Here is a 23,647-nt window from a genome sequence, read left to right as displayed (position 1 = left end):
GCGACCCAAGGCCGCTCCTACAGCGACTGCGCCGGGCCGGAAATCCCAGGTCCCGGTGCAGCAGCGGCGTTGGGTCGCGATGGCCGCGCAGCGGCCCTCAATCACCTAGCCGTGATCCAGCGCCTGTTGCAAGGCCACTCCAGCCCCCAGCAACCCGGAAAACTCCGCCGTCACCAGCCATACCGGCACCCCGGCGAAATAACCGCTCATGCAGCCCTTGTCGGCAAAGCTGGCAGCGAACCCGCTGCGCAGGAACAGCTCGGCAAACCGTGGGATCACACCGCCGACAATATAGACCCCACCGCGCGCGCCCAGCGTCAGCACATTGTTACCCGCCACTCGGCCGAGGAACCGGCAGAACTGCTCGATCACCGCCAGCGCCCGTGGTTCGCCGCCCAGCGCAGCATCGGTGATCTGCGCCGGGGTGTTGTGTCGGGGTGTGTCGCCGTCCAGTGCACAGATTGCCTGGTACAGGCGCAGCAGGCCACCGCCACTGAGCACGGTTTCGGCGCTGACATGGCCGATCTGGGCGTGAATCTGTTGGTATATTGCCGCTTCGCGGGCATTGCCCACCGGCAGGTCGACGTGCCCGCCCTCACCCGGCAAGGCGCACCAACGCTCACCCACTCGCAACAGCGAGCCGACACCCAAACCGGTACCCGGGCCGATGACCAACGCCGGGCGCGAAAGGTCGGCCTGGCCCGGGCACACCTCGCGAAACTCGCCATCGCGCAGACGGGTCATGCCCAGCGCCATGGCGGTGAAGTCATTGATCAGCAGCAACTGCTCGATCTGCAGCCGCTGGCAGAACGCCTGACGGCTCAGGCGCCAATGGTTGTTGGTGAAGCGGAACTCGTCGCCATTGACCGGCCCGGCCACCGCCAGGCAGGCAGCAGTCACGCCGCCGCGAGCGATGCCAAGGCCTTCCAGGTAAGCCTCGATGGCCTGTTCCGGGCTGGTGTAGTCCTCGGTGGCGAAGACCTTCACCGCATGTAGCTGGTTGTCACGCCACAACGCGAAACGGGCATTGGTGCCGCCGATGTCGCCAACCAGCAGGTCTTTCATTTGAGGTTCTCCAGGGTCGCGGTGAAGGCGCTGGCGCCCTGCTCTGCCGGGCTGAACGCCATGCGCATGAAGCCGAACAGCTCGCGCCCGCAGCCCAGGTCGTTGCCCTGGGGTGCGGGTGGCAGGTCGCGGCTGGCCAGTTCTTCGGCCGACACCATTACCCGCAGCGTGCCTTCGACACCATCGACGCGCACGATATCACCGTCGCGCACCCGCGCCAGCGGGCCACCGTCATACGCCTCGGGGCAGACGTGGATAGCTGCCGGGATCTTGCCGGAGGCACCGGACATGCGCCCATCGGTGACCAGCGCCACCTTGTAGCCGCGATCCTGCAGCACACCGAGGAACGGTGTGAGCTTGTGCAGCTCCGGCATACCGTTGCAGCGCGGGCCCTGGAAGCGCACCACGGCAACGAAATCACGCTCCAGCTCGCCGGCCTTGAAGGCATCGGCCAGCGACTGCTGGTCGTGGAACACCCGTGCCGGGGCTTCGACCACCTGGTGCTCCGGGGCGACCGCCGACACCTTCATCACGCCGCGGCCAAGGTTGCCTTCCATTACCCGCAGGCCGCCTTCGGCCGAGAATGGTCGGGCCACCGGGCGCAGGATGCTTTCGTCCAGGCTGTGCTGCGGCCCTTCGCGCCACACCAGCTTGCCCTCGTCGAGGAACGGTTCCTGGGTGTAGCGACGCAGGCCATGGCCGGCCACGGTGTTGACGTCCTCGTGCAGCAGCCCGGCATCGAGCAGCTCGCGGATCAGGAAGGCCATGCCGCCAGCGGCCTGGAAGTGATTGATGTCGGCCTTGCCGTTGGGGTAGACGTGGGACAGGGTCGGCACCACTTCGGACAGGTCGGCCATGTCCTGCCAGGTCAGCTGGATCCCCGCCGCCTGGGCAATTGCCGGGATATGCAAGGTGTGGTTGGTGGAACCGCCAGTGGCATGCAGGGCGACGATGGAGTTGACCAGCGCCTTCTCATCCACAATTTCGCCCAGCGGCATGAAGTTGCCGCTGGCCTTGGTCATGCGCGTGACCTGCTGCGCGGCCTCGGCAGTGAGCGCGTCACGCAGCGGCGTGTACGGGTTGACGAAGGAGGCGCCGGGCAGGTGCAGGCCCATCACTTCCATCACCAGCTGGTTGGTGTTGGCCGTGCCGTAGAAGGTACAGGTACCCGGGCTGTGGTAGGACTTCATCTCCGACTCCAGCAGCTCCTCGCGGCTGGCCTTGCCTTCGGCGTAGCGCTGGCGCACGTCGGCCTTCTGCTTGTTGGAGATGCCGGACACCATCGGCCCGCCCGGGACGAAAATGGTCGGCAGGTGGCCGAAGCGCAATGCGCCCATCATCAGCCCGGGGACGATCTTGTCGCAGATGCCCAGCATCAGCGCAGCGTCGAACATGTTGTGCGACAGCGCCACGGCGGTGGACATGGCGATCACTTCACGGCTGGCAATCGCCAGCTCCATGCCCGGCTCGCCCTGGGTCACGCCGTCGCACATGGCCGGCACGCCACCGGCGAACTGGCCGACCGAACCGACTTCGCGCAAGGCCTGCTTGATCTGCTCGGGGAAGTGCAGGTACGGCTGGTGCGCCGAGAGCATGTCGTTGTAGGCCGAGACGATGGCCACGTTGGCCGCGTTCATCAGGCGCAGGGTCTGCTTGTCCTCGCTGCCGCAACCGGCCACGCCGTGGGCGAAGTTGGCGCATTGCAGGCTGGCACGCATGGGGCCTTCACTGGCCGCGCCGCGAATCAGCTGCAGGTAGCGTTCGCGGGTGGCACGGCTGCGCTCGACCAGCCGCTGGGTGACCTCAAGGATGCGCGGATGCATGTACTGGACTCCAGGCTAATTGTAAGGGCGGTTTACCAGGCATTTCCCCTCCAAACGATTGCGGCCTAGGCTCAAGGTAGAGGAGCCCGCTGCATCGGTGGAGGCACGTCGCCCGACCACTCGTTGTATGTTTAAACAAAATATTGCCACTAAAAAGGCTTGTTTTCTATCGGCCAGTGAATAATCTTGTAATTCCAACAACAAAACCGTTTCAGTGAAGCTCCTTTGTGCCACAGGTTTCACTCGGACTGCCAGAGGTACTGCCATGACTTTACGCATCGCCATCAATGGATTCGGCCGCATCGGGCGCAACGTCCTGCGCGCACTGTATACCCAAGGCTACCGCCAGGACCTGCAGGTCGTCGCCATCAACGATCTGGGCGACAGCGCCATGAACGCCCATCTGCTCAAATACGACAGCGTGCATGGCACCTTTGACGCCAGCGTCGAGGCCGACCACGAAAGCCTGACGGTCAATGGTGACCGTATCGCCGTCAGCGCCATCCGCAACCCGGCCGAACTGCCGTGGAAGGCCGAGGCGATCGACGTGGTGTTCGAATGCACCGGGCTGTTCACCGAGCGCGCCAAGGCCGCCGCGCACCTGGCTGCGGGGGCAGGCAAGGTAATCGTCTCGGCCCCCGCCAAAGGCGCCGATGCCACGGTGGTATACGGCGTCAACCATGATGTCCTGCGGGCCTCGCACCAGGTCATCTCCAACGCCTCCTGCACCACCAACTGCCTGGCGCCGATTGCCCAGGTGCTGCACCGCGAGTTCGGTATCGAGCAGGGCCTGATGACCACCATCCATGCCTATACCAACGACCAGGTGCTGACCGACGTGTATCACGGCGACCCGTACCGCGCACGCTCGGCGACCCAGTCGATGATCCCCAGCAAGACCGGGGCCGCCGAGGCGGTAGGCCTGGTGCTGCCGGAACTGGCCGGCAAGCTGACCGGCATGGCGGTGCGCGTGCCGGTGATCAACGTGTCGCTGGTGGATCTCACTGTCAACCTCCGGCGCGAGGCCACGGCCGAGCAGGTCAACCAGCTGTTCCTCGAAGCCAGCAAGCATTCGCGGGTGCTGGGTTACAACGCCTTGCCGCTGGTTTCCTGCGATTTCAACCACAATCCGCTGTCGTCGATCTTCGATGCCAACCATACCCGGGCCAACGGGCGCATGCTCAAGGTGCTGGCCTGGTATGACAACGAGTGGGGCTTCTCCAACCGCATGCTGGATAACTGCCTGGCGCTGTGCCGGGCCGGCTGAGTGCCGGGTAGGAGCGGCCTTGCGTCGCGATGGGCCGCAAAGCGGCCCCGGCCAAATGTGCTGGGGTCGCGATCCAGGGGCCGCTCCGCGCCCCATCGCGACGCAAGGCCGCTCCTACACAGGGATCGCGCAAGGCGCGGCACTCACAAACTTTACCTTTTCCTAACATTTCCAAGCTTGACCTTCGACAAGGATGATAAGCATTATCATTAACCCCTTGTCGCCCAGGTCCCCTCGTGAGTCAGTCCCGGTTCAATTCCGTCTTCCTCGTCCAGCGCCTGAGCCTGCTGCGTACCCTGCAGCGCATGGTTGGCAACCCGAACACGGCCGAGGACCTGTTGCAGGAGACCTACCTGCGGGTATCCCGCGCCCTCGCTGAGCGGCGCGTCGAACACATCGAACCGTTCGTGTTCCAGACCGCGCGCAACCTGGCCCTCGACCACCTGCGCGCACGCCGGGTGCAATCGCGCATGCTGGTCGACGATGTGCCCGACGAGGTGCTGCATAGCGTGGCCGCGCCGGCCTCCAGCAGCGAGGATGCCGCGCATGCCGAACAGTTGCTCAAGCAGTTGAGCGTCAGCCTTGGCCAGCTGAGCGAACGCCAGCAACGCATTTTCATCCTCAGCCGCCTGCATGGCGCCACCTACCTGGAAATTGCCGAACAACTGAAAGTTTCGCCCAGCACGGTCCAGAAGGAACTGAAACTGATCATGGCGATCTGCATGGGTGTTGCCGACCGCCTCAAGTGAGGCGACGCAAAGCCCTTGCTACCCACCCGCCCCAACCTTGATCATTCGCAGAAAAGACCATTCAGGGATTCACCGTGACCGACAGCCCCGCCCCCCGCCCGTCACCCGCCGGCCCAGACGCCCGTGCCCGTGCCATGGACGAGGCGCTGGACTGGCTGGTACGCCTGCAATGCGCCGATGCCGAGGAGACCCTGGCCTTCGAAGCCTGGCTGAGCGCAGCAGCGGAAAACGCCGAAGCCTATGTCGAGGCCGAAGCCCTGTGGCACGGCGCACCGCTGCGCCAGGTGGCCGTGCAGATGCATCTGCAACAGCGCCGGTCGTGGCGTGGGCGCCTGCGCAGCCACTGGAAACCGCTGGCTACCGCCGCGCTGCTGCTGGTCGGGCTGTGCACCTTTGGCAACCTGCCCCTGCGCCTGCAGGCCGATCACCTGACGCTGGTCGGCGAACGCCAGCGCCTGCAACTGGACAACGGGGCGAAAGTGTTGCTCAACACCGATTCGGCATTCGCCAGCGAGTACCGTGACGGCCGCCAGGTCGCCCGCCTGCTGCAAGGTGAGGCCTATTTCCAGGTTGCCGGAGAAGCACGGTTGCCACTGGAAGTACAGGCCGGGCCGCTGCGCGCCCAGGTGGGCGATACCGACTTTGCCGTGCGCTACCTTGGCGGCGAAGCACAAGTGCGGGTGCAACGCGGCGATGTCGACTTGCAGGGCGCCCGCGACCAGCGTATCCGCCTGAGTGCCGGCGAAAGCATCAGCATCGGCCCCCATGGTTTTGGCCAGCGCCAGCGCCCCGACATGCGCAAGGACCTGGCCTGGGTGGAGGGCCGCCTGGTGTTTGAAGACTGCCCGCTGAGCCAGGTGCTGGCAGAGCTGCGGCGCTACTACCCAGGCTGGATCATCAACCGCAATACGCAGCTGGAAAACGTGACGGTGACTGGCAACTACCGCCTCGACCAGCCCCTGCAGACCCTGCGCGCGCTGGCCCACATCACCTCGGCCCGGCTGCATGAGTACCCGGCGCTGGTCATCCTGAACTGATCTTTTGCCTAGGCCGGCTTGATCGCTGGCGACCCCGCACACACCGCGCCGCCTGCATCGCGGATAAATCCGCTCCTACAGGTAACGCGCTGGCTTGCCGGCGATAGGGCGCACGGTCTTGTATTTATTTTTACGCGGTCGCGTCACCTCGCCCGTCTCGTTATAGCCAATGCGACCGATTCTTGTTTCAAAACAGGAACAGCCAACACCTATAACAGTCCGCGCGTCAGGGAGCGCTTTCGATGTCCACAGGTCCTACCCGCCCCTCCACCCTTCCCCGCCGTACAGTGCCACTGTCCCTGCTGACCCTGGCCCTGCTCGCCAGCGGCACCTGCAGCCTGCCGACGCTGGCCGCCGAGCCGGCCCAGGCCAGCAGCCCGCGCATGGGTGAATACCGCTTCAACATCGGCCAGCAACCACTGGTGACGGCCATCAATGCCTTCAGCCAGGTCACCGGCTGGCAGGTCGGCTTCAGCGCCGAGCTGGCCGACGGCGTAGTCTCGCCAGGCGTGCACGGCGCGCTACTGCCGGAAGCCGCACTCAAGCGCCTGCTGCACGGCACCGGCCTGGGCGTGCGCAAGATCGGCAACGGCAATGTGGTGCTCGAACGCCAGGCCGGCAATAACGTGGTCGCCCTGCAGCAGGTCACCGTCAGCGCCACCCGCAGCGCCCAGGACGTCAGCCAGGTGCCGAGCACCGTCAGCGTGCAGACCCGCGAACAACTGGACCGGCAGAACGTCAACACTATCCACGACCTGGTGCGCTATGAGCCAGGGGTGTCAGTGGCCGGCACCAGCCAGCGCAGCGGCCTGAACGGCTACAACATCCGTGGCATCGACGGCGAGCGAATCCTCACCCAGGTCGACGGCGTGTCGATCCCCGACAGTTTCTTCTATGGCCCCTACGCCCAGACCCAGCGCAACTACGTCGACCCGGAAATCGTCAAACGCGTGGAAATCCTGCGCGGCCCAGCCTCGGTGCTGTATGGCAGCAACGCCATCGGTGGCGCGGTCAGCTATTTCACCCTCGACCCGGACGACATCATCAAGCCCGGCAAGGACGCCGGCGCACGCCTGAAGAGCGGCTACAGCTCGGCCGACGAAAGCTGGCTGACCTCCGCCACTGTCGCCGCTCGCCAAGGTGACGTCGACGGCCTGCTGCACCTGAGCCAGCGCAACGGCCATGAGACCGAGACCCACGGCGGCCACAGCGGCGCCGGGCTGTCGCGTAGCGAAGCCAACCCGATGGACGCACGCACCACCAACGTGCTGGCCAAGCTGGGCTGGGACTACGCCGAGGATGCTCGCCTGGGCTTTACCTACGAACACTACAAGGATGACCGCGAGCAGAATATCCTCAGCGCGGTGGGCGGGCCGTTCATCGGCGGCGGCAAGGGCATGGGGTTCTACAAGGCGCGTAGCGGCAACGACGTCATCACCCGTGAGCGCTTCGGCATCAGCCATGAGTTGGGCCTGGCATCGCCGGTGGCCGACCACCTGAAGTGGAGCCTCAACTACCAGGTTGCCAAGACCGACCAGCATACCGAGGAAATCTACGCCCCGTTTACCCGCCAGGTGTTGCGCACCCGCGATACCCTCTACAAGGATCGCCAGTGGGTGTTCGATGCGCAGCTGGACAAGGCCTTCAGCATTGGCGCCAGCGACCACCTGCTGACCTACGGCACCACCCTAAGGCATGAGAAGGTCACCGGCTCGCGCAGCGGCACCGGTACCTGCCTGGCCGTTGGCGCAGGTTGCCCTGCCGCCGGTGCTGATCGCCCGGCCGATGGCCAGGCCCTGGTCAGCGACTTCCCCGACCCGACCGTGAACACCTACAGCCTGTTCGTGCAGGATGAAATCCGCTGGAACGACTGGACCTTCCTGCCCGGTGCACGCTATGACTACACGCGCATGGAGCCAAGGTTCACCGAGGAATACCTGCGCGGCCTGGAATCCACCGGTGCGGCGCCCACCTCCCAGGACGATTCCACCAGGAAGTGGCACCGTGTCTCGCCCAAGTTCGGCCTCACCTATGCCTTCAACGATAACTACACCTGGTACGGCCAGTACGCCGAAGGCTTCCGCACGCCGACCGCCAAAGCCATGTTCGGCAAATTCCAGAACCTCGACCAGGGCTACCGCGTGGAAGGCAACCCAGGCCTGGAACCGGAAAAGAGCAAAAGCTATGAAACCGGCCTGCGCGGCAACTTCGACGCCGGCAGCTTCGATGTGGCGGTGTTCTACAACAAGTACCGCGACTTCATCGATGAAGACGCGGTGCAGAGCGCCAACCTGGAACAGACCTTCCGCGCCAGCAACATCGAGCACGCCACCATCAAGGGCGCCGAGTTCAAGGGCCGCCTGAACCTCGACCGCTTCGGCGCGCCGCAGGGCCTGTATGGCCAGGGCTCGCTTGCCTATACCTACGGCCGCAACGATGACAGCGGCGCACCGCTGAACAGCGTCAACCCGCTCAAGGGTGTGTTCGGCCTGGGTTACGAGCAACAGCAATATGGTGGCCTGCTGAGCTGGACACTGGTCAAGCGCAAGACCCGCGTCGACGACAGCAGCTTCCATTCGCCCGACGGCTCCGCCAGCAAGTTCCGCACCCCGGGCTACGGCGTACTGGACCTGACCGGCTACTACCGGGTCAGCGACGACGTCACCATCAACGCTGGCCTGTACAACCTCACCGACAAGAAGTACTGGCAGTGGGATTCGGTGCGCAGCTACGACGGCCAGGGTGAAGCGGCAGTGACCCAGCCAGCCAACATCGACCGCCTGAGCATGCCGGGGCGCAACTTCGGCATCAATGTGGTCTGGGATATCTGACCCTTTGCACCTGTAACGGCCTCTTCGCGGGCTCGCCCGCTCCCACAGGTACTGCGCAAGCCTTGGGCCTGCGCTGGACCTGTGGGAGCGGGCATGCCCGCGAAGAGGCCAGTACAGGCAACACGAAAACCCGATTTTTTACTGTTCCGTCCCCGCTGTTTCGTCTTGTCTCTAGATGCCCCCTTTCCAAGGACTGCCCCATGACCGACCGCCCAGCCCTGCGCTCCCAGCGCCTCAACCAGATCACCCACGCCCCCCATGCCGAACTGGATGCCCTGGTCAAAGCCCACGCACCCTTCGACAGCCGCGAAAGCTTCGCCCGCTTCGTGATCGCCCAGTACCTGTTCCAGGCCGAGCTGCAGGCCCTGTACAACGACCCGCAACTGATCGCCATCGTCCCCGACCTGGCCGAGCGCTGCCGCGCCGAACAGGCCCGCCTGGACCTCGCCGACCTCGACACCGAAGTGCCACCCGCCGTGCCAGGTGCCCTGCGCAATCCAGGCCTGGGCGAGGCAATGGGCTGGATCTTCGTCTCCGAAGGCTCCAAACTGGGCGCGGCGTTTCTGATCAAGCGCGCCATGGCCCTGGGCCTGTCCGACAGCTTCGGTGCCCGCCACCTCGGCGAGCCGGCCGGGGGCCGCGCCGAAGGCTGGAAACAGTTCACCCGTATTATTGATGGCCTGGCGTTGTCGGCCGACGACGAGGCTGCTGCCGAACGCGGCGCAGTGGCTGCCTTCGAGCGCTTCACCGAACTGCTCAGGCACGCCTATGCTACGCATGCCGCGCTGGCTTGACAGGCCATACCCGGCCACCCTGTCGGTGGCCGACCGCTTTTTATGCAGTGAGACCATGACCCGACCCGCCCGCTCGAAACTCGCCCGCCTGCTGTATGCGATCCTGGCTTATGTCAGCCTGGGCGTGGGCCTGGTGGCGATTGTCATTCCCGGCCTGCCGACCACCGAATTCATCCTGCTGGCGGCCTGGGCGGCTACCCGCAGTTCACCGCGGCTGTCGGCCTGGCTGGAAAGCCACCGGCTGTTCGGGCCGATCCTGTACAACTGGCGCAATGGCAAGGTGATCCAGCGGCGGGCGAAAGTGAGCGCGACACTCAGCATGCTGCTGTGCGCAGGGCTGATGCTGACGCTGCTGCAACACCACTGGCCGGTATACTTGGCCATTGCCGGCATGACCCTGGGCAACCTGTGGATCTGGTCACGCCCCGAGCATCCCAGCCCTGCCCCTTCACAGGCTCAGCAGCCCTGAGTACAGGGCATAGGCGGCCAATGCGGCGCCTGCCAGCACGGCGGCAAATATCAGCTTTTCCCAATGGCTGAACAAGGTCTGGCCCTGCTCACGCTTGGCCCTGGCGAACAAAATCACCCCCGGGGCGTAGAGCAACGCCGACAACAGCAGGTACTTGAGGCCGCCGGCATAGAGCAGCCAGATGGCATACAGCAAGGCAACCAGCGCCACCAGCAGGTCCTTGCGGCGCAGCGCCGGCTGCCCGGCGTAGGTTTCTCCGCGCACCGCCAGCAGCACGGCGTAGGCCGCCGACCACAGGTAGGGCACCAGGATCATCGACGAGGCGAGGTAGATCAGGCTGGTATAGGTACCGGCGGAAAACAGCGTGATCAGCAGAAACCCCTGGATCATGCAGTTGGTCAGCCACAGGGCGTTGGCCGGCACATGGTTGGCGTTTTCCTTGGCCAGGAAACGCGGCATGGTCTTGTCGCGCGCCGTGGCGTAGAGGATCTCGGCACACAGCAGCGCCCACGACAACAGCGCGCCGAGCAGCGAAACCGCCAGGCCGAGGCTGATCAGCAGGGCGCCCCAGGGCCCGACGATATGCTCCAGCACCGAGGCCAGCGACGGGTTCTGCAACCCGGCCAGCTCCGGCTGGGTCATGGTGCCCAAGGACAGCACGTTGACCAGTACCAGCAGCGCCAGCACCCCGAGAAAGCCGATCACCGTGGCCTTGCCCACATCCGCACGGCGCTGGGCACGCCCGGAATACACGCTGGCACCTTCGATGCCGATGAACACGAACACGGTAACCAGCATCATGTTGCGCACCTGCTCCAACACGCTGCCGAACTGCGGGTTGCCCAGGCCCCAGATGTCCCGGGTGAAGATATCGGCACGGAAGGCGAACGCTGCAATCACCACGAAAATCAGCAACGGCACGACCTTGGCCACGGTGGTCACCTGGTTGATGAACGCCGCTTCCTTGATGCCGCGCAGCACCAGAAAATGCACCGCCCACAGCAGCAGCGAGGCACAGCCGATGGCGATCGGCGTGTTGCCTTCGCCAAACACAGGGAAGTAGAACCCCAGGGTGCTGAACAACAACACGAAGTAGCCAACGTTGCCCAGCCAGGCGCTGATCCAGTAGCCCCAGGCCGAGGAAAAGCCCATGTAGTCGCCAAAGCCGGCCTTGGCGTAGGCGTACACACCTGAATCCAGCGCCGGCTTGCGGTTGGCCAAGGTCTGGAACACGAACGCCAGCGCCAGCATGCCGACCGCGGTAATGGCCCAGCCGATCAGCACCGCCCCCACTTCAGCACGCGCCGCCATGTTCTGCGGCAGCGAGAAGATCCCGCCACCGATCATCGAGCCGACCACCAGCGCGATCAGCGCGCCGAGGCGCAGCTTCTGTCCCGGTTCGCTCATGTGCCTCCTGTTTTTTTGCCCACTGTCACAGGTTTGAAACAGCCAAGCGGGCTATATAAATATTGTTACTTATAATGTTAGAGATCGATGAAGCTACAGTACTCATAACTGCTCTGTCTATAACGCAGCTACGGGAAAACTAGCACCTGCCGGGGCAACTAGGAAAGCGCCTGATAAAACTCAAAATTCTTGTCAAAAATTTGCGAAAGCGGCAAAAGCGACTAGCTTCAAGCATCGCAGGCAGAACAGAGCGTTTGCTCTAGAAGGACATGGAGGTGCCAGCGCGCAAGGCCTGCAGCAGAAGCTGTCGGCACTCTCCAGGAGTACCGTGAAGGATTTTTCCCACTTCACGTCGCCATGAACTGACCTAAGTCAGCGTATGGCAGCGGCGTCGGATTTACTCTGTCGTCAACTTTCTCCTGGCAGGAGTTGTTAAATGTCTGATTCGTCCGGAAAACTAAAACTCGGCGCGTTAGTTGCACTTGTCGTCGGTTCGATGATTGGTGGCGGGATCTTCTCGCTGCCGCAAAACATGGCGGCCAGCGCCGGGGTCGGCGCAGTGCTGATCGGCTGGGCCATTACCGCGGTCGGCATGCTGACCCTGGCGTTCGTGTTCCAGACCCTGGCCAACCGCAAGCCTGACCTGGATGGCGGGGTGTATGCCTACGCCAAGGCCGGTTTTGGTGACTACATGGGCTTCTCCTCGGCCTGGGGCTACTGGATCAGTGCCTGGCTGGGCAACGTCGGCTACTTCGTGCTGTTGTTCAGCACCTTGGGCTACTTCTTCCCGATCTTTGGCGAAGGCAACACCCCGGCCGCCATCATCGGCGCCTCGGTGCTGCTGTGGGCGGTGCACTTCCTGGTACTGCGCGGCATCAAGGAAGCGGCATTCATCAACCTGGTCACCACCATCGCCAAAGTGGTGCCGCTGGTGCTGTTCGCCCTGATCTGCCTGTTCGCCTTCAAACTCGACATCTTCACCGCCGACATCTGGGGCCTGGGCACGCCAGAGCTGGGCAGCGTGATGAACCAGGTGCGCAACATGATGCTGGTCACCGTGTGGGTGTTCATCGGCATCGAAGGCGCGAGCATCTTCTCGGCGCGGGCGGAAAAACGCAGCGACGTGGGCAAGGCCACGGTGATCGGCTTCGTGACCGTGCTGCTGTTCCTGGTACTGGTCAACGTGCTGTCGCTGGGCATCATGACCCAACCGGAACTGGCCAAGCTGCAGAACCCGTCGATGGCCGCCGTGCTGGAACATGTAGTCGGCCACTGGGGCGCGGTGCTGATCAGCGTCGGCCTGGTCATCTCGCTGCTCGGGGCCCTGCTGTCGTGGGTGCTGCTGTGCGCCGAGATCATGTTCGCCGCCGCCAAGGACCACACCATGCCGGAGTTCCTGCGCCGCGAGAACGCCAAGCAGGTACCGGCCAACGCCCTGTGGCTGACCAACGCCATGGTGCAGATCTTCCTGGTGATCACGCTGTTCTCCGAAAGCACCTACCTGTCGCTGATCTACCTGGCCACGTCGATGATCCTGGTGCCCTACCTGTGGTCGGCCGCCTATGCCGTGCTGCTGGCAGTGCGCAGCGAAACCTACGAACAGGCCCTGGCCGAACGGCAGAAGGACCTGATCATCGGTGGCATCGCCCTGGTGTACGCGATCTGGCTGCTGTACGCCGGCGGCGTGAAATACCTGCTGCTCTCGGCCCTGCTCTACGCACCTGGCGCGATCCTGTTCGCCAAGGCCAAGCGTGAGGTTGGCCAGCCTGTCTTCACCAACGTGGAAAAACTGATCTTCGCAGCCGTGGTCATCGGTGCCCTGGTGGCAGCCTTCGGCCTGTACGACGGCTTCCTGACCCTGTGATCCACGTCTTCGTTCAATTGGAGGAATGAACCATGTCCGCTGCAAAACAGAAGTACGGTGTCCACTCCGAAGCCGGCAAACTGCGCAAAGTGATGGTTTGCTCGCCGGGCCTGGCGCACAAGCGCCTGACGCCGAGCAACTGTGACGAGCTGCTGTTCGACGATGTGATCTGGGTCGACCAGGCCAAGCGTGACCATTTCGACTTCGTCACCAAGATGCGCGAACGGGGCGTGGATGTGCTGGAGATGCACAACCTGCTGACCGACATCGTCCAGCAACCCGAAGCGCTGAAGTGGATTCTCGATCGCAAGATCACCCCCGACACTGTCGGTGTCGGCCTGACCAACGAAGTGCGCAGCTGGCTCGAAGGCCTCGAACCGCGCCATCTGGCCGAGTTCCTGATTGGCGGCGTGGCTGGCCAGGACCTGCCGCAAAGCGAAGGTGCCGAGGTGGTCAAGATGTACAACGACTATCTGGGCCACTCCAGCTTCATCCTGCCACCGCTGCCCAACACCCAGTTCACCCGTGACACCACCTGCTGGATCTACGGCGGCGTGACACTGAACCCGATGTACTGGCCGGCGCGACGTCAGGAAACCCTGCTGACCACTGCCATCTACAAGTTCCACCCGCAGTTCACCAACGCCGACTTCCAGGTGTGGTACGGCGACCCGGACAAGGAGCACGGCCAGTCCACCCTCGAAGGCGGCGATGTCATGCCAATCGGCAAGGGCATCGTGCTGATCGGCATGGGCGAGCGCACCTCGCGCCAGGCCATCGGCCAGTTGGCGCAGAACCTGTTCGCCAAGGGCGCGGTGGAAAAGGTCATTGTTGCCGGCCTGCCCAAATCGCGTGCCGCCATGCACCTGGATACCGTGTTCAGCTTCTGCGATCGCGACCTGGTCACGGTCTTCCCGGAAGTGGTCAAGGAGATCGTGCCGTTCATCATTCGCCCGGACGAGAGCAAGCCATATGGCATGGACGTGCGCCGCGAACACAAGTCGTTCATCGAGGTGGTGGGCGAGCAACTGGGGGTCAAGCTGCGCGTGGTCGAAACCGGCGGCAACAGCTTCGCCGCCGAACGCGAACAGTGGGATGACGGCAACAACGTGGTGGCCATCGAGCCGGGCGTGGTCATTGGCTACGACCGCAACACCTACACCAATACCCTGCTGCGCAAGGCCGGGATCGAAGTCATCACCATCAGCGCCGGTGAACTGGGCCGCGGCCGTGGCGGCGGCCACTGCATGACCTGCCCGATCGTACGCGACCCGATCGACTACTAACGACCATACCCCCGGCCGCCCATACCCAGCGGCGGCCGGTGCGTTCACCAAACTCAAGGAGATAAGTCATGGCGTTCAACATTCACAACCGCAACCTGCTCAGCCTGGAACACCACACCACCCGCGAGCTGCGCTACCTGCTGGACCTGTCCCGCGACCTCAAGCGCGCCAAGTACACCGGCACCGAGCAACAGCACCTGAAGGGCAACAACATCGCCCTGATCTTCGAAAAAACCTCCACCCGTACCCGCTGCGCCTTCGAAGTGGCCGCCTATGACCAAGGCGCCAACGTCACCTACATTGACCCGACCTCCTCGCAGATCGGCCACAAGGAAAGCATGAAGGACACCGCCCGCGTGCTCGGGCGCATGTACGACGCCATCGAGTACCGTGGCTTCAAGCAGGAAATCGTCGAGGAGCTGGCCAAGTTCGCCGGCGTGCCGGTGTTCAACGGCCTGACCGACGAATACCACCCGACCCAGATGATCGCCGACGTGCTGACCATGCGCGAGCACAGCGACAAGCCGTTGCACGACATCAGCTACGCCTACCTGGGCGATGCCCGCAACAACATGGGCAACTCGCTGCTGCTGATCGGTGCCAAGCTCGGCATGGACGTGCGCATCGCCGCGCCCAAGGCACTGTGGCCGCATGACGACCTGGTCGAGCGCTGCCGCAAGTACGCCGAGGAAAGCGGCGCGCGCATCACCCTCACCGAGGACCCGGTGGCCGCGGTCAAAGGCGTGGACTTCGTGCACACCGACGTCTGGGTATCGATGGGCGAGCCGATCGAGGCCTGGGGCGAGCGCATCAAGCTGCTCAAGCCGTACCAGGTCAACACGCAGCTGATGAAGTCCACCGGCAACCCGCGGACCAAGTTCATGCACTGCCTGCCGGCGTTCCACAACTCCGAAACCAAGGTGGGCAAGCAGATCGCCGAACAATACCCGGACCTGGCCAACGGTATCGAAGTGACTGACGACGTGTTCGAGTCGCCGGCCTGCATCGCCTTCGAGCAGGCGGAAAACCGCATGCACACGATCAAGGCGATCCTGGTGTCGACCCTGGCTGACCTGTAAGCCTCGCCCGCCTACCGGGGGACTGCGCTGTACTTGTGGGAGCGGGCATGCCCGCGAATGCGTCAGCCGCACCAGTGATGGTGCCTGGCCTCTTCGCGGGCACGCCCGCTCCCACAGGGAACCCTGCAACCCCCGTGTAGCGGCAGCTCATTCTTTTCGTTAAAGGACATTCCCCATGCGTATCGTTGTTGCATTGGGCGGCAACGCCCTGCTGCGTCGCGGCGAGCCCATGACCGCTGACAACCAGCGCGCCAATATCCGCACCGCCACCGAGCAGATCGCCAAGATCCACCCTGGCAACGAACTGGTCATCGCCCACGGCAACGGCCCGCAAGTCGGCCTGCTGTCGCTGCAAGGGCTTTCCTACAAGCCCGACGAGGCCTACCCGCTGGACGTGCTCGGTGCCGAGACCGAGGGCATGATCGGCTACATGATCGAGCAGGAGCTGGGCAACCTGCTGGCCTTCGAAGTGCCGTTCGCCACCCTGCTGACCCAGGTGGAGGTGGACGCCAACGACCCCGCCTTCAAGGACCCGACCAAGTTCATCGGCCCGGTGTATGCCAAGGAAGAGGCCGAGCGCCTGGCCAAGGAGAAAGGCTGGGTAGTCAAGGCCGACGGCGACAAGTACCGCCGCGTGGTGGCCAGCCCGAAACCCAAGCGCATCTTCGAGATCCGCCCGATCAAGTGGTTGCTGGAAAAAAACAGCATCGTGATCTGCGCCGGCGGTGGCGGCATCCCCACCATGTACGACGAAAACCGCAAGCTCAAGGGTATCGAGGCGGTGATCGACAAGGACCTGTGCTCAGCCCTGCTGGCCGAGCAGCTGGATGCCGACCTTCTGATAATCGCCACCGATGTCGATGCCGCCTATATTGACTGGGGCAAACCCACGCAGAAAGCCATCGCCCAGGCCCACCCCGACGAACTCGAACGCCTGGGTTTCGCCGCCGGCTCCATGGGGCCCAAGGTGCAGGCCGCCTGCGATTTTGCCCGCCACACCGGCAAGGTGGCGGTGATCAGTTCGCTGGAAAACATCGAGGACATCGTCAAAGGCACCGCCGGTACGCGCGTTTCCACCGCGAAGCCGGGTATCAGCTACCGTTGAATGCAGTGGGCGGGCGCTTGATGCCCGCCATTTTCGACCTTCCAAAGGAGCTTGCCATGGCCCAGTACCAACCCGGTCATGTACATATCGAGCGCACCGCGCTGAACAAGAACGACCACAGCTATGACCTGAACATCGAATACGAGGCTGCGTCGGACCCCAAGGAAGGCAGAGGCATCCAGTTTCGTATGCATGGCAGCATCGAGGGCAAGCCAGTGGAAGAAAAGTTCTTCCTGGCCAAGGATCAGGTGCTACCCAGTTTTCTCATGGTCCTGAGCCGCAAGGCCCAGTCATACCTGGCGCCGCCCAAGAAATTCGAAAGCCTGGGTTCGCCGCACAAACTCTACGACCATATGTTCTCGGACATCCGTGAAAAACTCGATGTGAAGTCGGGCGACCCGATCAAGCCTGAACATCTGGAGTGATGCCACCCTTCTGGGGCTGCTGTGCAGCCCATCGCGACGCAAGGCCGCTCCTACAAAGGTGATGTATTTTGAGCTGCGCCCAGATGGTGGGACATATGTCCGACATTGGGGCGCAGCTCATTCCCCTGTAGGAGCGGCCTTGCGTCGCGATGGGCCGCAAAGCGGCCCCGGCGTTGTTGAGGCATACTACCGCCGTCCCCAGCCACCACCTCTTCGTCCCCATGCGCATCCACGTCAGCTTCATCGACCGCGTCGGCATCACCCAGGAAGTCCTCGCCCTGCTCGGTGCCCGCAACCTCAACCTGGACGCAGTAGAGATGGTCCCGCCGAACGTCTACATCGACGCCCCCACCCTCAGCCCCGCCGTGCTCGAAGAACTGCACGACGCGCTATTCGAGGTACAGGGCGTGCAATCGGTGGAGGTGGTCGACATCCTTCCCGGCCAACGCCGCCACCTGCAGCTCGACGCCCTGCTCGCGGCGATGAGCGACCCGGTACTGGCGGTGGACAGTGCCGGCAAGGTACTGCTGGCCAACCCGGCACTGATCGAACTGTGCGGCCGCGAATCCGCGGGGCGCTCGGTGGGTGAGCTGTTCGGCGACCCGGCACTGCTGCAGGCACTGCTGGACAACAACTTCCACCTGCCGATGCGCGAGATGCAGCTCAACGGCCAGAGCCTGCTGCTGGACGCCACGCCGATCACCAACGCCGGTGGCCTGCTGACCCTGTACCCACCCACACGCATGGGCGAACGCCTGTCGGCCCTGCACCACGACCATGCCGAAGGCTTCGATGCCTTGCTCGGCGAGTCGCCGGCCATCCGTACCCTCAAGGCCCGAGCCCTGCGTGTGGCGACGCTCGATGCGCCGCTGCTGGTGCACGGCGAAACCGGCACCGGCAAAGAGCTGGTAGCCCGCGCCTGCCACGCCATCAGCAGCCGCCACGCGGCGCCCTTCCTGGCGCTGAACTGCGCTGCGCTGCCCGAGAGCCTGGCCGAAAGCGAACTGTTCGGCTACGCCCCAGGAGCCTTCACCGGCGCGCAACGAGGCGGCAAGCCCGGGCTGATGGAGCTGGCCAACCAGGGCACGGTGTTTCTCGATGAAATCGGCGAAATGTCGCCGTACCTGCAGGCCAAGCTGCTGCGCTTTCTCAGCGATGGCAGTTTCCGCCGGGTGGGCGGCGACCGTGAAGTGAAAGTGGATGTACGCATTATCAGCGCCACCCACCGCGACCTGCAACGCATGGTTGCCGATGGCAGCTTCCGCGAAGACCTGTTCTACCGCCTCAACGTGCTCAACCTGCAGGTACCGCCGCTGCGCGACCGAGGCCAGGACATCCTGATGCTGGCGCATTTCTTCATGCAACAGGCCTGCACGCAGATCCAGCGCCCGCCCTGCCGGCTGACCCCGACCACCCATTCGGCACTGCTGGCCAACCCTTGGCCAGGCAATGTGCGCCAGTTGCAGAACGTGATCTTTCGCGCTGCGGCCATCTGCGAGGGCAACCTGGTGGATATCGGCGACCTGGACATCGCCGGCACCTCGGTGGCGCGTGGCCAGGACGGCGAAGTGGCCAGCCTGGAGCAGGCGGTGGCCGATTTCGAGCGCGAGCTGCTGCAACGCCTGTACACCAGCTACCCATCGACACGGCAACTGGCCGGGCGCTTGCAAACCTCGCACACCGCCATTGCCCAGCGCCTGCGTAAATATGGCATACCCGGCAAGGCTTGATCGGATGTTGTTCAGCCGGTTCCCAGGGCTTCCTGCAGCACCTGCTCAAGGATTACGAAACACGCCCTTATGTGGGCCTGCTTCAAGGCCTGCGGCCGAGTAACCATGTAGACCTCCATGTCTGGCAGGCGCAGGTCCGGGAACAGCTCGATCAGATCGTTCGCCAGTATCCTCGGCAGTACGGCAACGCCCATGCCTCGTCTCACCGATTCGAGTTGTGCGGTGAACGAACTCACGCGGATGGGCGCCCGATCCAGCCCCCCTGCCTTGGCCGCACGCAGTTGCGGTAACGCATCCAGCGGCGGCAGCAGGCCGATATTGACCGCCGTCGCCGGGGTAACGCCCGGGTAGCGCTGCAGGTAACCAGCAGCGGCGAACACGCCATAGCCAAGCCGGCCCACGAGCCGATAGATCAGTGAGGGTTCCCCCAGGTGGACCGTGCGCACGGCAATATCCGCCACGCCGCGGGCAATCTTGTGAAAGTCGGCGGTCACGGTCAGCTCCACCGAACAACCCGGGTGCAGGCTGGTAAAGCGATCGGCCGCCTCCAGCACGCTCGTCGAGAAGCCGTCCCCTGCGCTCACCTGGACAGTGCCAGAGAGTGCACAAGGCAGATCGTCGTCGCCGCCTCGGGTTTGCCGGCGCAGGCCAGCTTCTGCTGCCAGGGCCACCTCTACCAGCGCTTGGCCGCGCGAAGTCAGCCTGCAACCTTCTACGCCCCGCTCTACCAGCGGCTCGGCCAGTGCGGCCTCAAGCTGGGTCAGGCGACGCGACACGGTCGACGCCGCGATGCCCAGCAACTCGCCAGCGCGAAGAAAGCTGCCACGCCGCGCTACCGCCAGCAGCAGCCGAAGATCATCCCAGTTTTCCTGCAACGCCATCTGTGCCGGCCTCTCCACGCTTTGCGGATATGCAAAGCGATTATGCAATAGCCGCTGTTTTTCGACAGCAAGCCCGGGAGTACCTTGGGCCCTCCCTGAACGAATGGAATGCAATGCATGATGACTGGCCCCAAGGACTATGCCCAGCGTGCCGCCAACGCCTTCAACCAGCGTGATGTGCAAGGGCTGCTGGCATTGGTTGACGAAGACTTCGTGTACCTGGATGGCATGACCAGGCAAACCGGGCGCGAAGCCATGCGCGCCCGCGAGTTGGCGTTGTTCAGCGCTTTCCCTGATGCCCAGGTGGCCCTGACCCCGTTCATGGTCGCGGACGATCGGCTGGCCATGAGCGCCGTCCTGACCGGCACCTTCAGCTCGCCGCTGTGGCTGCCGGCAGGGGTGATCGTTCCGGCCCATGGGCGCCGGGTCTGCCTGCAGTATGCGGCCCACTTCACCTTCAGAAACGGCCTGGCGGTTCGCGAAACGGTGTTTTTCGACAGTGCCACGTTGCGGCCATCTGCCGAACAGGGCGAGGGTTGAGCCATGCGCAATGTGTTCGTGACCGGCGCAACCGGCTTGCTGGGCAACAACCTGGTGCGTGAACTGGTCGCACGTGGCTACACGGTCAAAGGGCTGGTGCGGTCGAGCGCAAAGGGCCGACAGCAGTTTGCCGATCTGCCCGAAGTGGAGCTGGTCGAGGGCGACATGGCCGATGTCGATGCCTTCGCGGCGTCGTTGCACGGCTGCGATACGGTATTCCATACGGCGGCATTCTTTCGCGACAACTACAAGGGCGGCAGCCATTGGCAGGCACTTGAGCAGATCAATGTGAGCGGCACCCGCCGTCTGCTGGAACAGGCCTACCAGGCCGGTATCCGCCGGTTCATTCACACCTCGTCCATTGCGGTGCTCGACGGCGCACCTGGCACAGCCATCGATGAGACATGCCTGCGGGCCGAAGCAGATGCCGATGACTACTACCGCAGCAAGATCCTCGCTGACCGTGTGGTGGCTGCGTTTCTCCAGGCCCACCCCGACATGTACGCCTGCATGGTACTCCCAGGCTGGATGTGGGGCCCTGGCGACATCGGCCCGACGTCGGCCGGGCAACTGGTCAACGATGTGGTGCAGGGCAAGCTGCCTGGCTTGATCCCGGGTAGTTTTTCGGTGGTGGATGCCCGCGATGTGGCTTTGGCGCAGATTGCCGCAGCCACCCAGGGACGCAGCGGTGAACGCTACCTGGCCGCAGGGCGGCATATGACCATGGCCGAACTGGTACCGATAGTCGGCCGTCTGGCCGGCGTACCGACGCCTACTCGGCATTTGCCGTTGCCGTTGCTGTTCTGCCTGACCGCAGTCCAGGAAATGTATGCGCGGCTCACCGGCAAGCCCATCCTGCTAAGCTTGGCCACGCTGCGCCTGCTGGTGCGGGAAAAGGACCGTACGCGCTTCAACCACAGCAAAAGCGAACACGCGCTCGGCCTGAGTTTCAGGGCGCTGGAACTGACTGTCGCCGATACCGTGGCGTGGTATCGAGACCACGGCTGGTTTGCACGACACGGCTCGCTCACGAAACAGGAAAGTCAATAGCCCATGGACAGGGAAATAATCCTGATGCGCCACGGCCAGCCGGCACTGGTTGCCGGCAAAAAAGTGTCCGCACGGGATATGCAGGGCTGGATCGACGGCTACGACCGCGCCGGAATCACCGACCAGCCCGTCCCGGCCGCCAGCCTGCAGCTTGCCACGCGGGCACGGGTGATCGTGTCGAGCACAGCGCCACGTGCACTGAGCTCGCTACAGGCGCTTGGTCTTGCGCCCAGCCACGTCGATGCACTTTTTTGTGAAGCGCAGCTGCCGTTTGGCCAATGGAGGTTACCTCGACTTTCACCGTTTACCTGGGCATTCATTCTTCGCCTGCTGTGGTTGTGCGGTTACTCGCGCGATGTCGAAACCGTCAGCGCTGCCAGGCTCCGTGCCAGCATCGCAGCGCAACGGTTACTGTCACTTGCCAGCGAGGGGCCGGTGATGCTGCTGGGTCATGGGCTCATGAACCGGATGATCGCCAGGCAACTGATGGCTCAGGGGTGGACTCGCCGGAGCCACAACGGCAGCCACTACTGGAGCGCAGTTGTGCTCGCCAAGCGCATTGACGGCCCAACCTGAAAAGGGAAAGCCCGATGACACAAACGCAGCGCTGATACACTGTCGAACAACCCTTACGATGCGCCGGCCGGGTCAGGACCTTTACGGTTTTTTTACTCGACAATGCCGTGGCGCTGTAAATACTGCCCGGCATATTCCAAGCGAGCTTGTTCGATGCCTCTCCCCGCGCTGCGCTTCATCGCCTTCATCATCGGTGTCTTCCTGATCACGTTGTCCCTCAGCATGGTCGTGCCCATGGCCACGCTGATCCTGTACAGCCGCAGCGACGATCTTGGCGCATTTCTCTGGTCGAGCCTGATCGCGCTGTGCGCTGGCCTGGTGCTGGTAGCCCGCGGCGTACCTGAGGCGCCGCAGATCCGCGCCAGGGACATGTATTTCCTGACCACCGCGAGCTGGATCGTGGTTTGCGCGTTCGCCGCCTTGCCCATGGTGCTGATCCGGCACATCAGCTACACCGATGCATTCTTCGAAACCATGTCGGGCATCACCACCACCGGTTCCACGGTCCTGACCGGCCTCGACAGCGCCTCGCCCGGGCTGTTGATCTGGCGCTCGATGCTGCACTGGCTCGGCGGCATCGGCTTCATTGGCATGGCCGTCGCGGTCTTGCCGCTGTTGCGCGTCGGTGGCATGCGCCTGTTCCAGACCGAATCTTCGGACTGGTCGGACAAAGTCACACCACGCTCGCACGTCGCGGCGAAGATGATTCTGGCGGTGTACCTGGGGCTCACCGCAGTCGGCACGCTGGCGCTGTGGGCCGCCGGGATGACCCCGTTCGAAGCCATCAACCATGCGATGTCACTGATCTCGACCGGTGGCTTCTCGACTTCCGATGCATCGCTCGGGCACTGGACCCAGCCCGCAGTGCACTGGGTGGCGGTGGTCATCATGATCCTCGGCAGCCTGCCCTTCACCTTGTATGTGGCGACCTTGCGCGGCCACCGCCGGGCCTTGATCAAGGATCATCAGGTACGCGGCTTCCTCGGCTTTCTGGCTTTCGTGTCGGTCACGGTGGGCACGTGGCTCTGCTGGCACAGCGACTTGTCGTGGTGGGACGCGTTGCGGATCGTGGCGATCAATGTCACCTCGGTGGTCACCACGACGGGGATTGCGGTCGGTGACTACACGCTGTGGGGCAGCTTTGCCGTGCTGTTGTTCTTCTACCTGACCTTCGTCGGGGGCTGTTCAGGGTCGACGGCCGGGGGCCTGAAAATCTTTCGCTTCCAGGTGGCGGCATCGTTGCTGGTCAGCAGCCTGAAGCAGTTGATCCATCCGCGCGCGACGATTTCGAAGAAGTACAATGGCCACCCCATCGACGAAGATATCGTGCGTTCGCTGCTGACCTTTTCGTTTTTCTTCTTCATCACCATCGCGGTGATCGCCCTGCTGCTGACCCTGATCGGCCTCGACTGGACCACGGCCTTGAGCGGTGCCGCCACCGCCGTGTGCAATGTCGGGCCCGGATTGGGCAATCTGATTGGACCGGCCGGCAATTTTGCTTCGCTACCCGATGCAGCGAAGTGGTTGCTGACGATCGGAATGCTGCTGGGCCGGCTCGAAATCCTTACTGTGCTGGTACTCATCGCGCCGGCATTCTGGCGCTTCTAGGCACACCTGAGACGCGCCTGCCGGGTAGTTCAGGCGCGACGGCCTGTGGTGCTGACGGGCA

General features: G+C 63.8%; 20 protein-coding genes. 16 read left to right on the top strand and 4 right to left on the bottom strand.

All coding sequences use genetic code 11. The features are described 5' to 3' along the window. Nucleotides 1–105: 105 nt before the first annotated feature. Together HU763_RS05085 and edd are read right to left on the bottom strand one after the other, a co-directional pair. Entirely contained in the window at nucleotides 106–1,065 is a 960-nt protein-coding gene (locus HU763_RS05085; protein ID WP_186686138.1) for a glucokinase, read from the bottom strand. Further along, a complete protein-coding gene (edd, locus tag HU763_RS05080; protein WP_186686140.1) occupies nucleotides 1,062–2,888 on the bottom strand; it encodes a phosphogluconate dehydratase in 1,827 nt (608 codons plus the stop codon). The genes HU763_RS05085 and edd overlap by 4 nt, the downstream gene beginning before the upstream one ends. 265 nt (nucleotides 2,889–3,153) lie before the next feature. Here edd and gap point away from each other — a divergent pair, with 265 nt between their 5' ends. From gap to HU763_RS05050, 6 genes are all read left to right on the top strand, one after another. After that, nucleotides 3,154–4,155 (top strand): type I glyceraldehyde-3-phosphate dehydrogenase, encoded by a 1,002-nt coding sequence (gap, locus tag HU763_RS05075; RefSeq protein ID WP_170028450.1) that lies wholly within the window; start codon nucleotides 3,154–3,156, stop codon nucleotides 4,153–4,155. Nucleotides 4,156–4,391: 236 nt separating this feature from the next. Then, entirely contained in the window at nucleotides 4,392–4,904 is a 513-nt protein-coding gene (locus HU763_RS05070) for an RNA polymerase sigma factor (RefSeq protein ID WP_170028449.1), read from the top strand. 74 nt (nucleotides 4,905–4,978) lie between these two features. Continuing rightward, nucleotides 4,979–5,941 carry a FecR family protein gene (locus HU763_RS05065; RefSeq protein ID WP_186686143.1) on the top strand — a complete coding sequence of 321 codons (963 nt, stop codon included), beginning with the start codon at nucleotides 4,979–4,981 and terminating at the stop codon, nucleotides 5,939–5,941. Between the two features lie 242 nt (nucleotides 5,942–6,183). Continuing rightward, the gene (locus tag HU763_RS05060) at nucleotides 6,184–8,772 is read left to right on the top strand and encodes a TonB-dependent receptor (protein WP_186686146.1); all 2,589 of its coding nucleotides are present in this window, start codon (nucleotides 6,184–6,186) and stop codon (nucleotides 8,770–8,772) included. A gap of 200 nt (nucleotides 8,773–8,972) precedes the next feature. After that, entirely contained in the window at nucleotides 8,973–9,566 is a 594-nt protein-coding gene (locus HU763_RS05055; protein WP_186686149.1) for a biliverdin-producing heme oxygenase, read from the top strand. A gap of 55 nt (nucleotides 9,567–9,621) precedes the next feature. Then, on the top strand, nucleotides 9,622–10,035 hold the full coding sequence (locus HU763_RS05050; protein ID WP_170028445.1) for a YbaN family protein: 414 nt from the start codon (nucleotides 9,622–9,624) through the stop codon (nucleotides 10,033–10,035). Here the strand turns inward: HU763_RS05050 and arcD (HU763_RS05045) are convergent. Further along, nucleotides 10,015–11,442, bottom strand: coding sequence for an arginine-ornithine antiporter (gene arcD / locus HU763_RS05045; RefSeq protein ID WP_186686152.1), 1,428 nt, complete (start codon nucleotides 11,440–11,442; stop codon nucleotides 10,015–10,017). The genes HU763_RS05050 and arcD (HU763_RS05045) overlap by 21 nt on opposite strands. Before the next feature lie 436 nt (nucleotides 11,443–11,878). Here arcD (HU763_RS05045) and arcD (HU763_RS05040) point away from each other — a divergent pair, with 436 nt between their 5' ends. The 6 genes from arcD (HU763_RS05040) (at nucleotide 11,879) to HU763_RS05015 (ending at nucleotide 18,931) form a co-directional block, all read left to right on the top strand. Beyond that, on the top strand, nucleotides 11,879–13,306 hold the full coding sequence (gene arcD / locus HU763_RS05040; RefSeq protein ID WP_170028443.1) for an arginine-ornithine antiporter: 1,428 nt from the start codon (nucleotides 11,879–11,881) through the stop codon (nucleotides 13,304–13,306). Nucleotides 13,307–13,338: 32 nt separating this feature from the next. Further along, entirely contained in the window at nucleotides 13,339–14,592 is a 1,254-nt protein-coding gene (gene arcA, locus HU763_RS05035; RefSeq protein ID WP_186686155.1) for an arginine deiminase, read from the top strand. 68 nt (nucleotides 14,593–14,660) lie between these two features. Then, complete coding sequence (locus HU763_RS05030; RefSeq protein WP_170028441.1) at nucleotides 14,661–15,671, top strand: ornithine carbamoyltransferase; 1,011 nt, start codon at nucleotides 14,661–14,663, stop codon at nucleotides 15,669–15,671. Between the two features lie 175 nt (nucleotides 15,672–15,846). Beyond that, a complete protein-coding gene (arcC, locus tag HU763_RS05025; RefSeq protein ID WP_170028440.1) occupies nucleotides 15,847–16,776 on the top strand; it encodes a carbamate kinase in 930 nt (309 codons plus the stop codon). 56 nt (nucleotides 16,777–16,832) lie between these two features. Beyond that, nucleotides 16,833–17,201: a DUF5064 family protein gene (locus tag HU763_RS05020; RefSeq protein ID WP_170028439.1), complete on the top strand. Its 369-nt coding sequence runs from the start codon at nucleotides 16,833–16,835 to the stop codon at nucleotides 17,199–17,201. Nucleotides 17,202–17,422: 221 nt separating this feature from the next. Next, entirely contained in the window at nucleotides 17,423–18,931 is a 1,509-nt protein-coding gene (locus HU763_RS05015; protein WP_186686157.1) for a sigma-54-dependent transcriptional regulator, read from the top strand. Between the two features lie 11 nt (nucleotides 18,932–18,942). On the opposite strand, the gene HU763_RS05010 is transcribed toward HU763_RS05015, so the two are convergent. Next, nucleotides 18,943–19,812 (bottom strand): LysR family transcriptional regulator, encoded by an 870-nt coding sequence (locus tag HU763_RS05010; protein WP_186686160.1) that lies wholly within the window; start codon nucleotides 19,810–19,812, stop codon nucleotides 18,943–18,945. A 117-nt stretch (nucleotides 19,813–19,929) separates the two neighbouring features. Here HU763_RS05010 and HU763_RS05005 point away from each other — a divergent pair, with 117 nt between their 5' ends. From HU763_RS05005 to HU763_RS04990, 4 genes are all read left to right on the top strand, one after another. Next, nucleotides 19,930–20,352, top strand: coding sequence for an ester cyclase (locus HU763_RS05005; RefSeq protein ID WP_186686163.1), 423 nt, complete (start codon nucleotides 19,930–19,932; stop codon nucleotides 20,350–20,352). 3 nt (nucleotides 20,353–20,355) lie between these two features. Then, nucleotides 20,356–21,402 (top strand): SDR family oxidoreductase, encoded by a 1,047-nt coding sequence (locus HU763_RS05000; RefSeq protein ID WP_186686166.1) that lies wholly within the window; start codon nucleotides 20,356–20,358, stop codon nucleotides 21,400–21,402. A 3-nt stretch (nucleotides 21,403–21,405) separates the two neighbouring features. Further along, nucleotides 21,406–21,978 carry a histidine phosphatase family protein gene (locus HU763_RS04995; RefSeq protein ID WP_186686170.1) on the top strand — a complete coding sequence of 191 codons (573 nt, stop codon included), beginning with the start codon at nucleotides 21,406–21,408 and terminating at the stop codon, nucleotides 21,976–21,978. A 153-nt stretch (nucleotides 21,979–22,131) separates the two neighbouring features. After that, entirely contained in the window at nucleotides 22,132–23,586 is a 1,455-nt protein-coding gene (locus HU763_RS04990; protein ID WP_186686173.1) for a TrkH family potassium uptake protein, read from the top strand. Nucleotides 23,587–23,647 lie beyond the last annotated feature (61 nt).

It is taken from the genome of Pseudomonas anuradhapurensis (assembly GCF_014269225.2).
Classification (GTDB): domain Bacteria; phylum Pseudomonadota; class Gammaproteobacteria; order Pseudomonadales; family Pseudomonadaceae; genus Aquipseudomonas; species Aquipseudomonas anuradhapurensis.
Note: the sequence above shows the minus strand (reverse complement) of the source record. Positions and strands in the feature narration are given on the sequence as shown.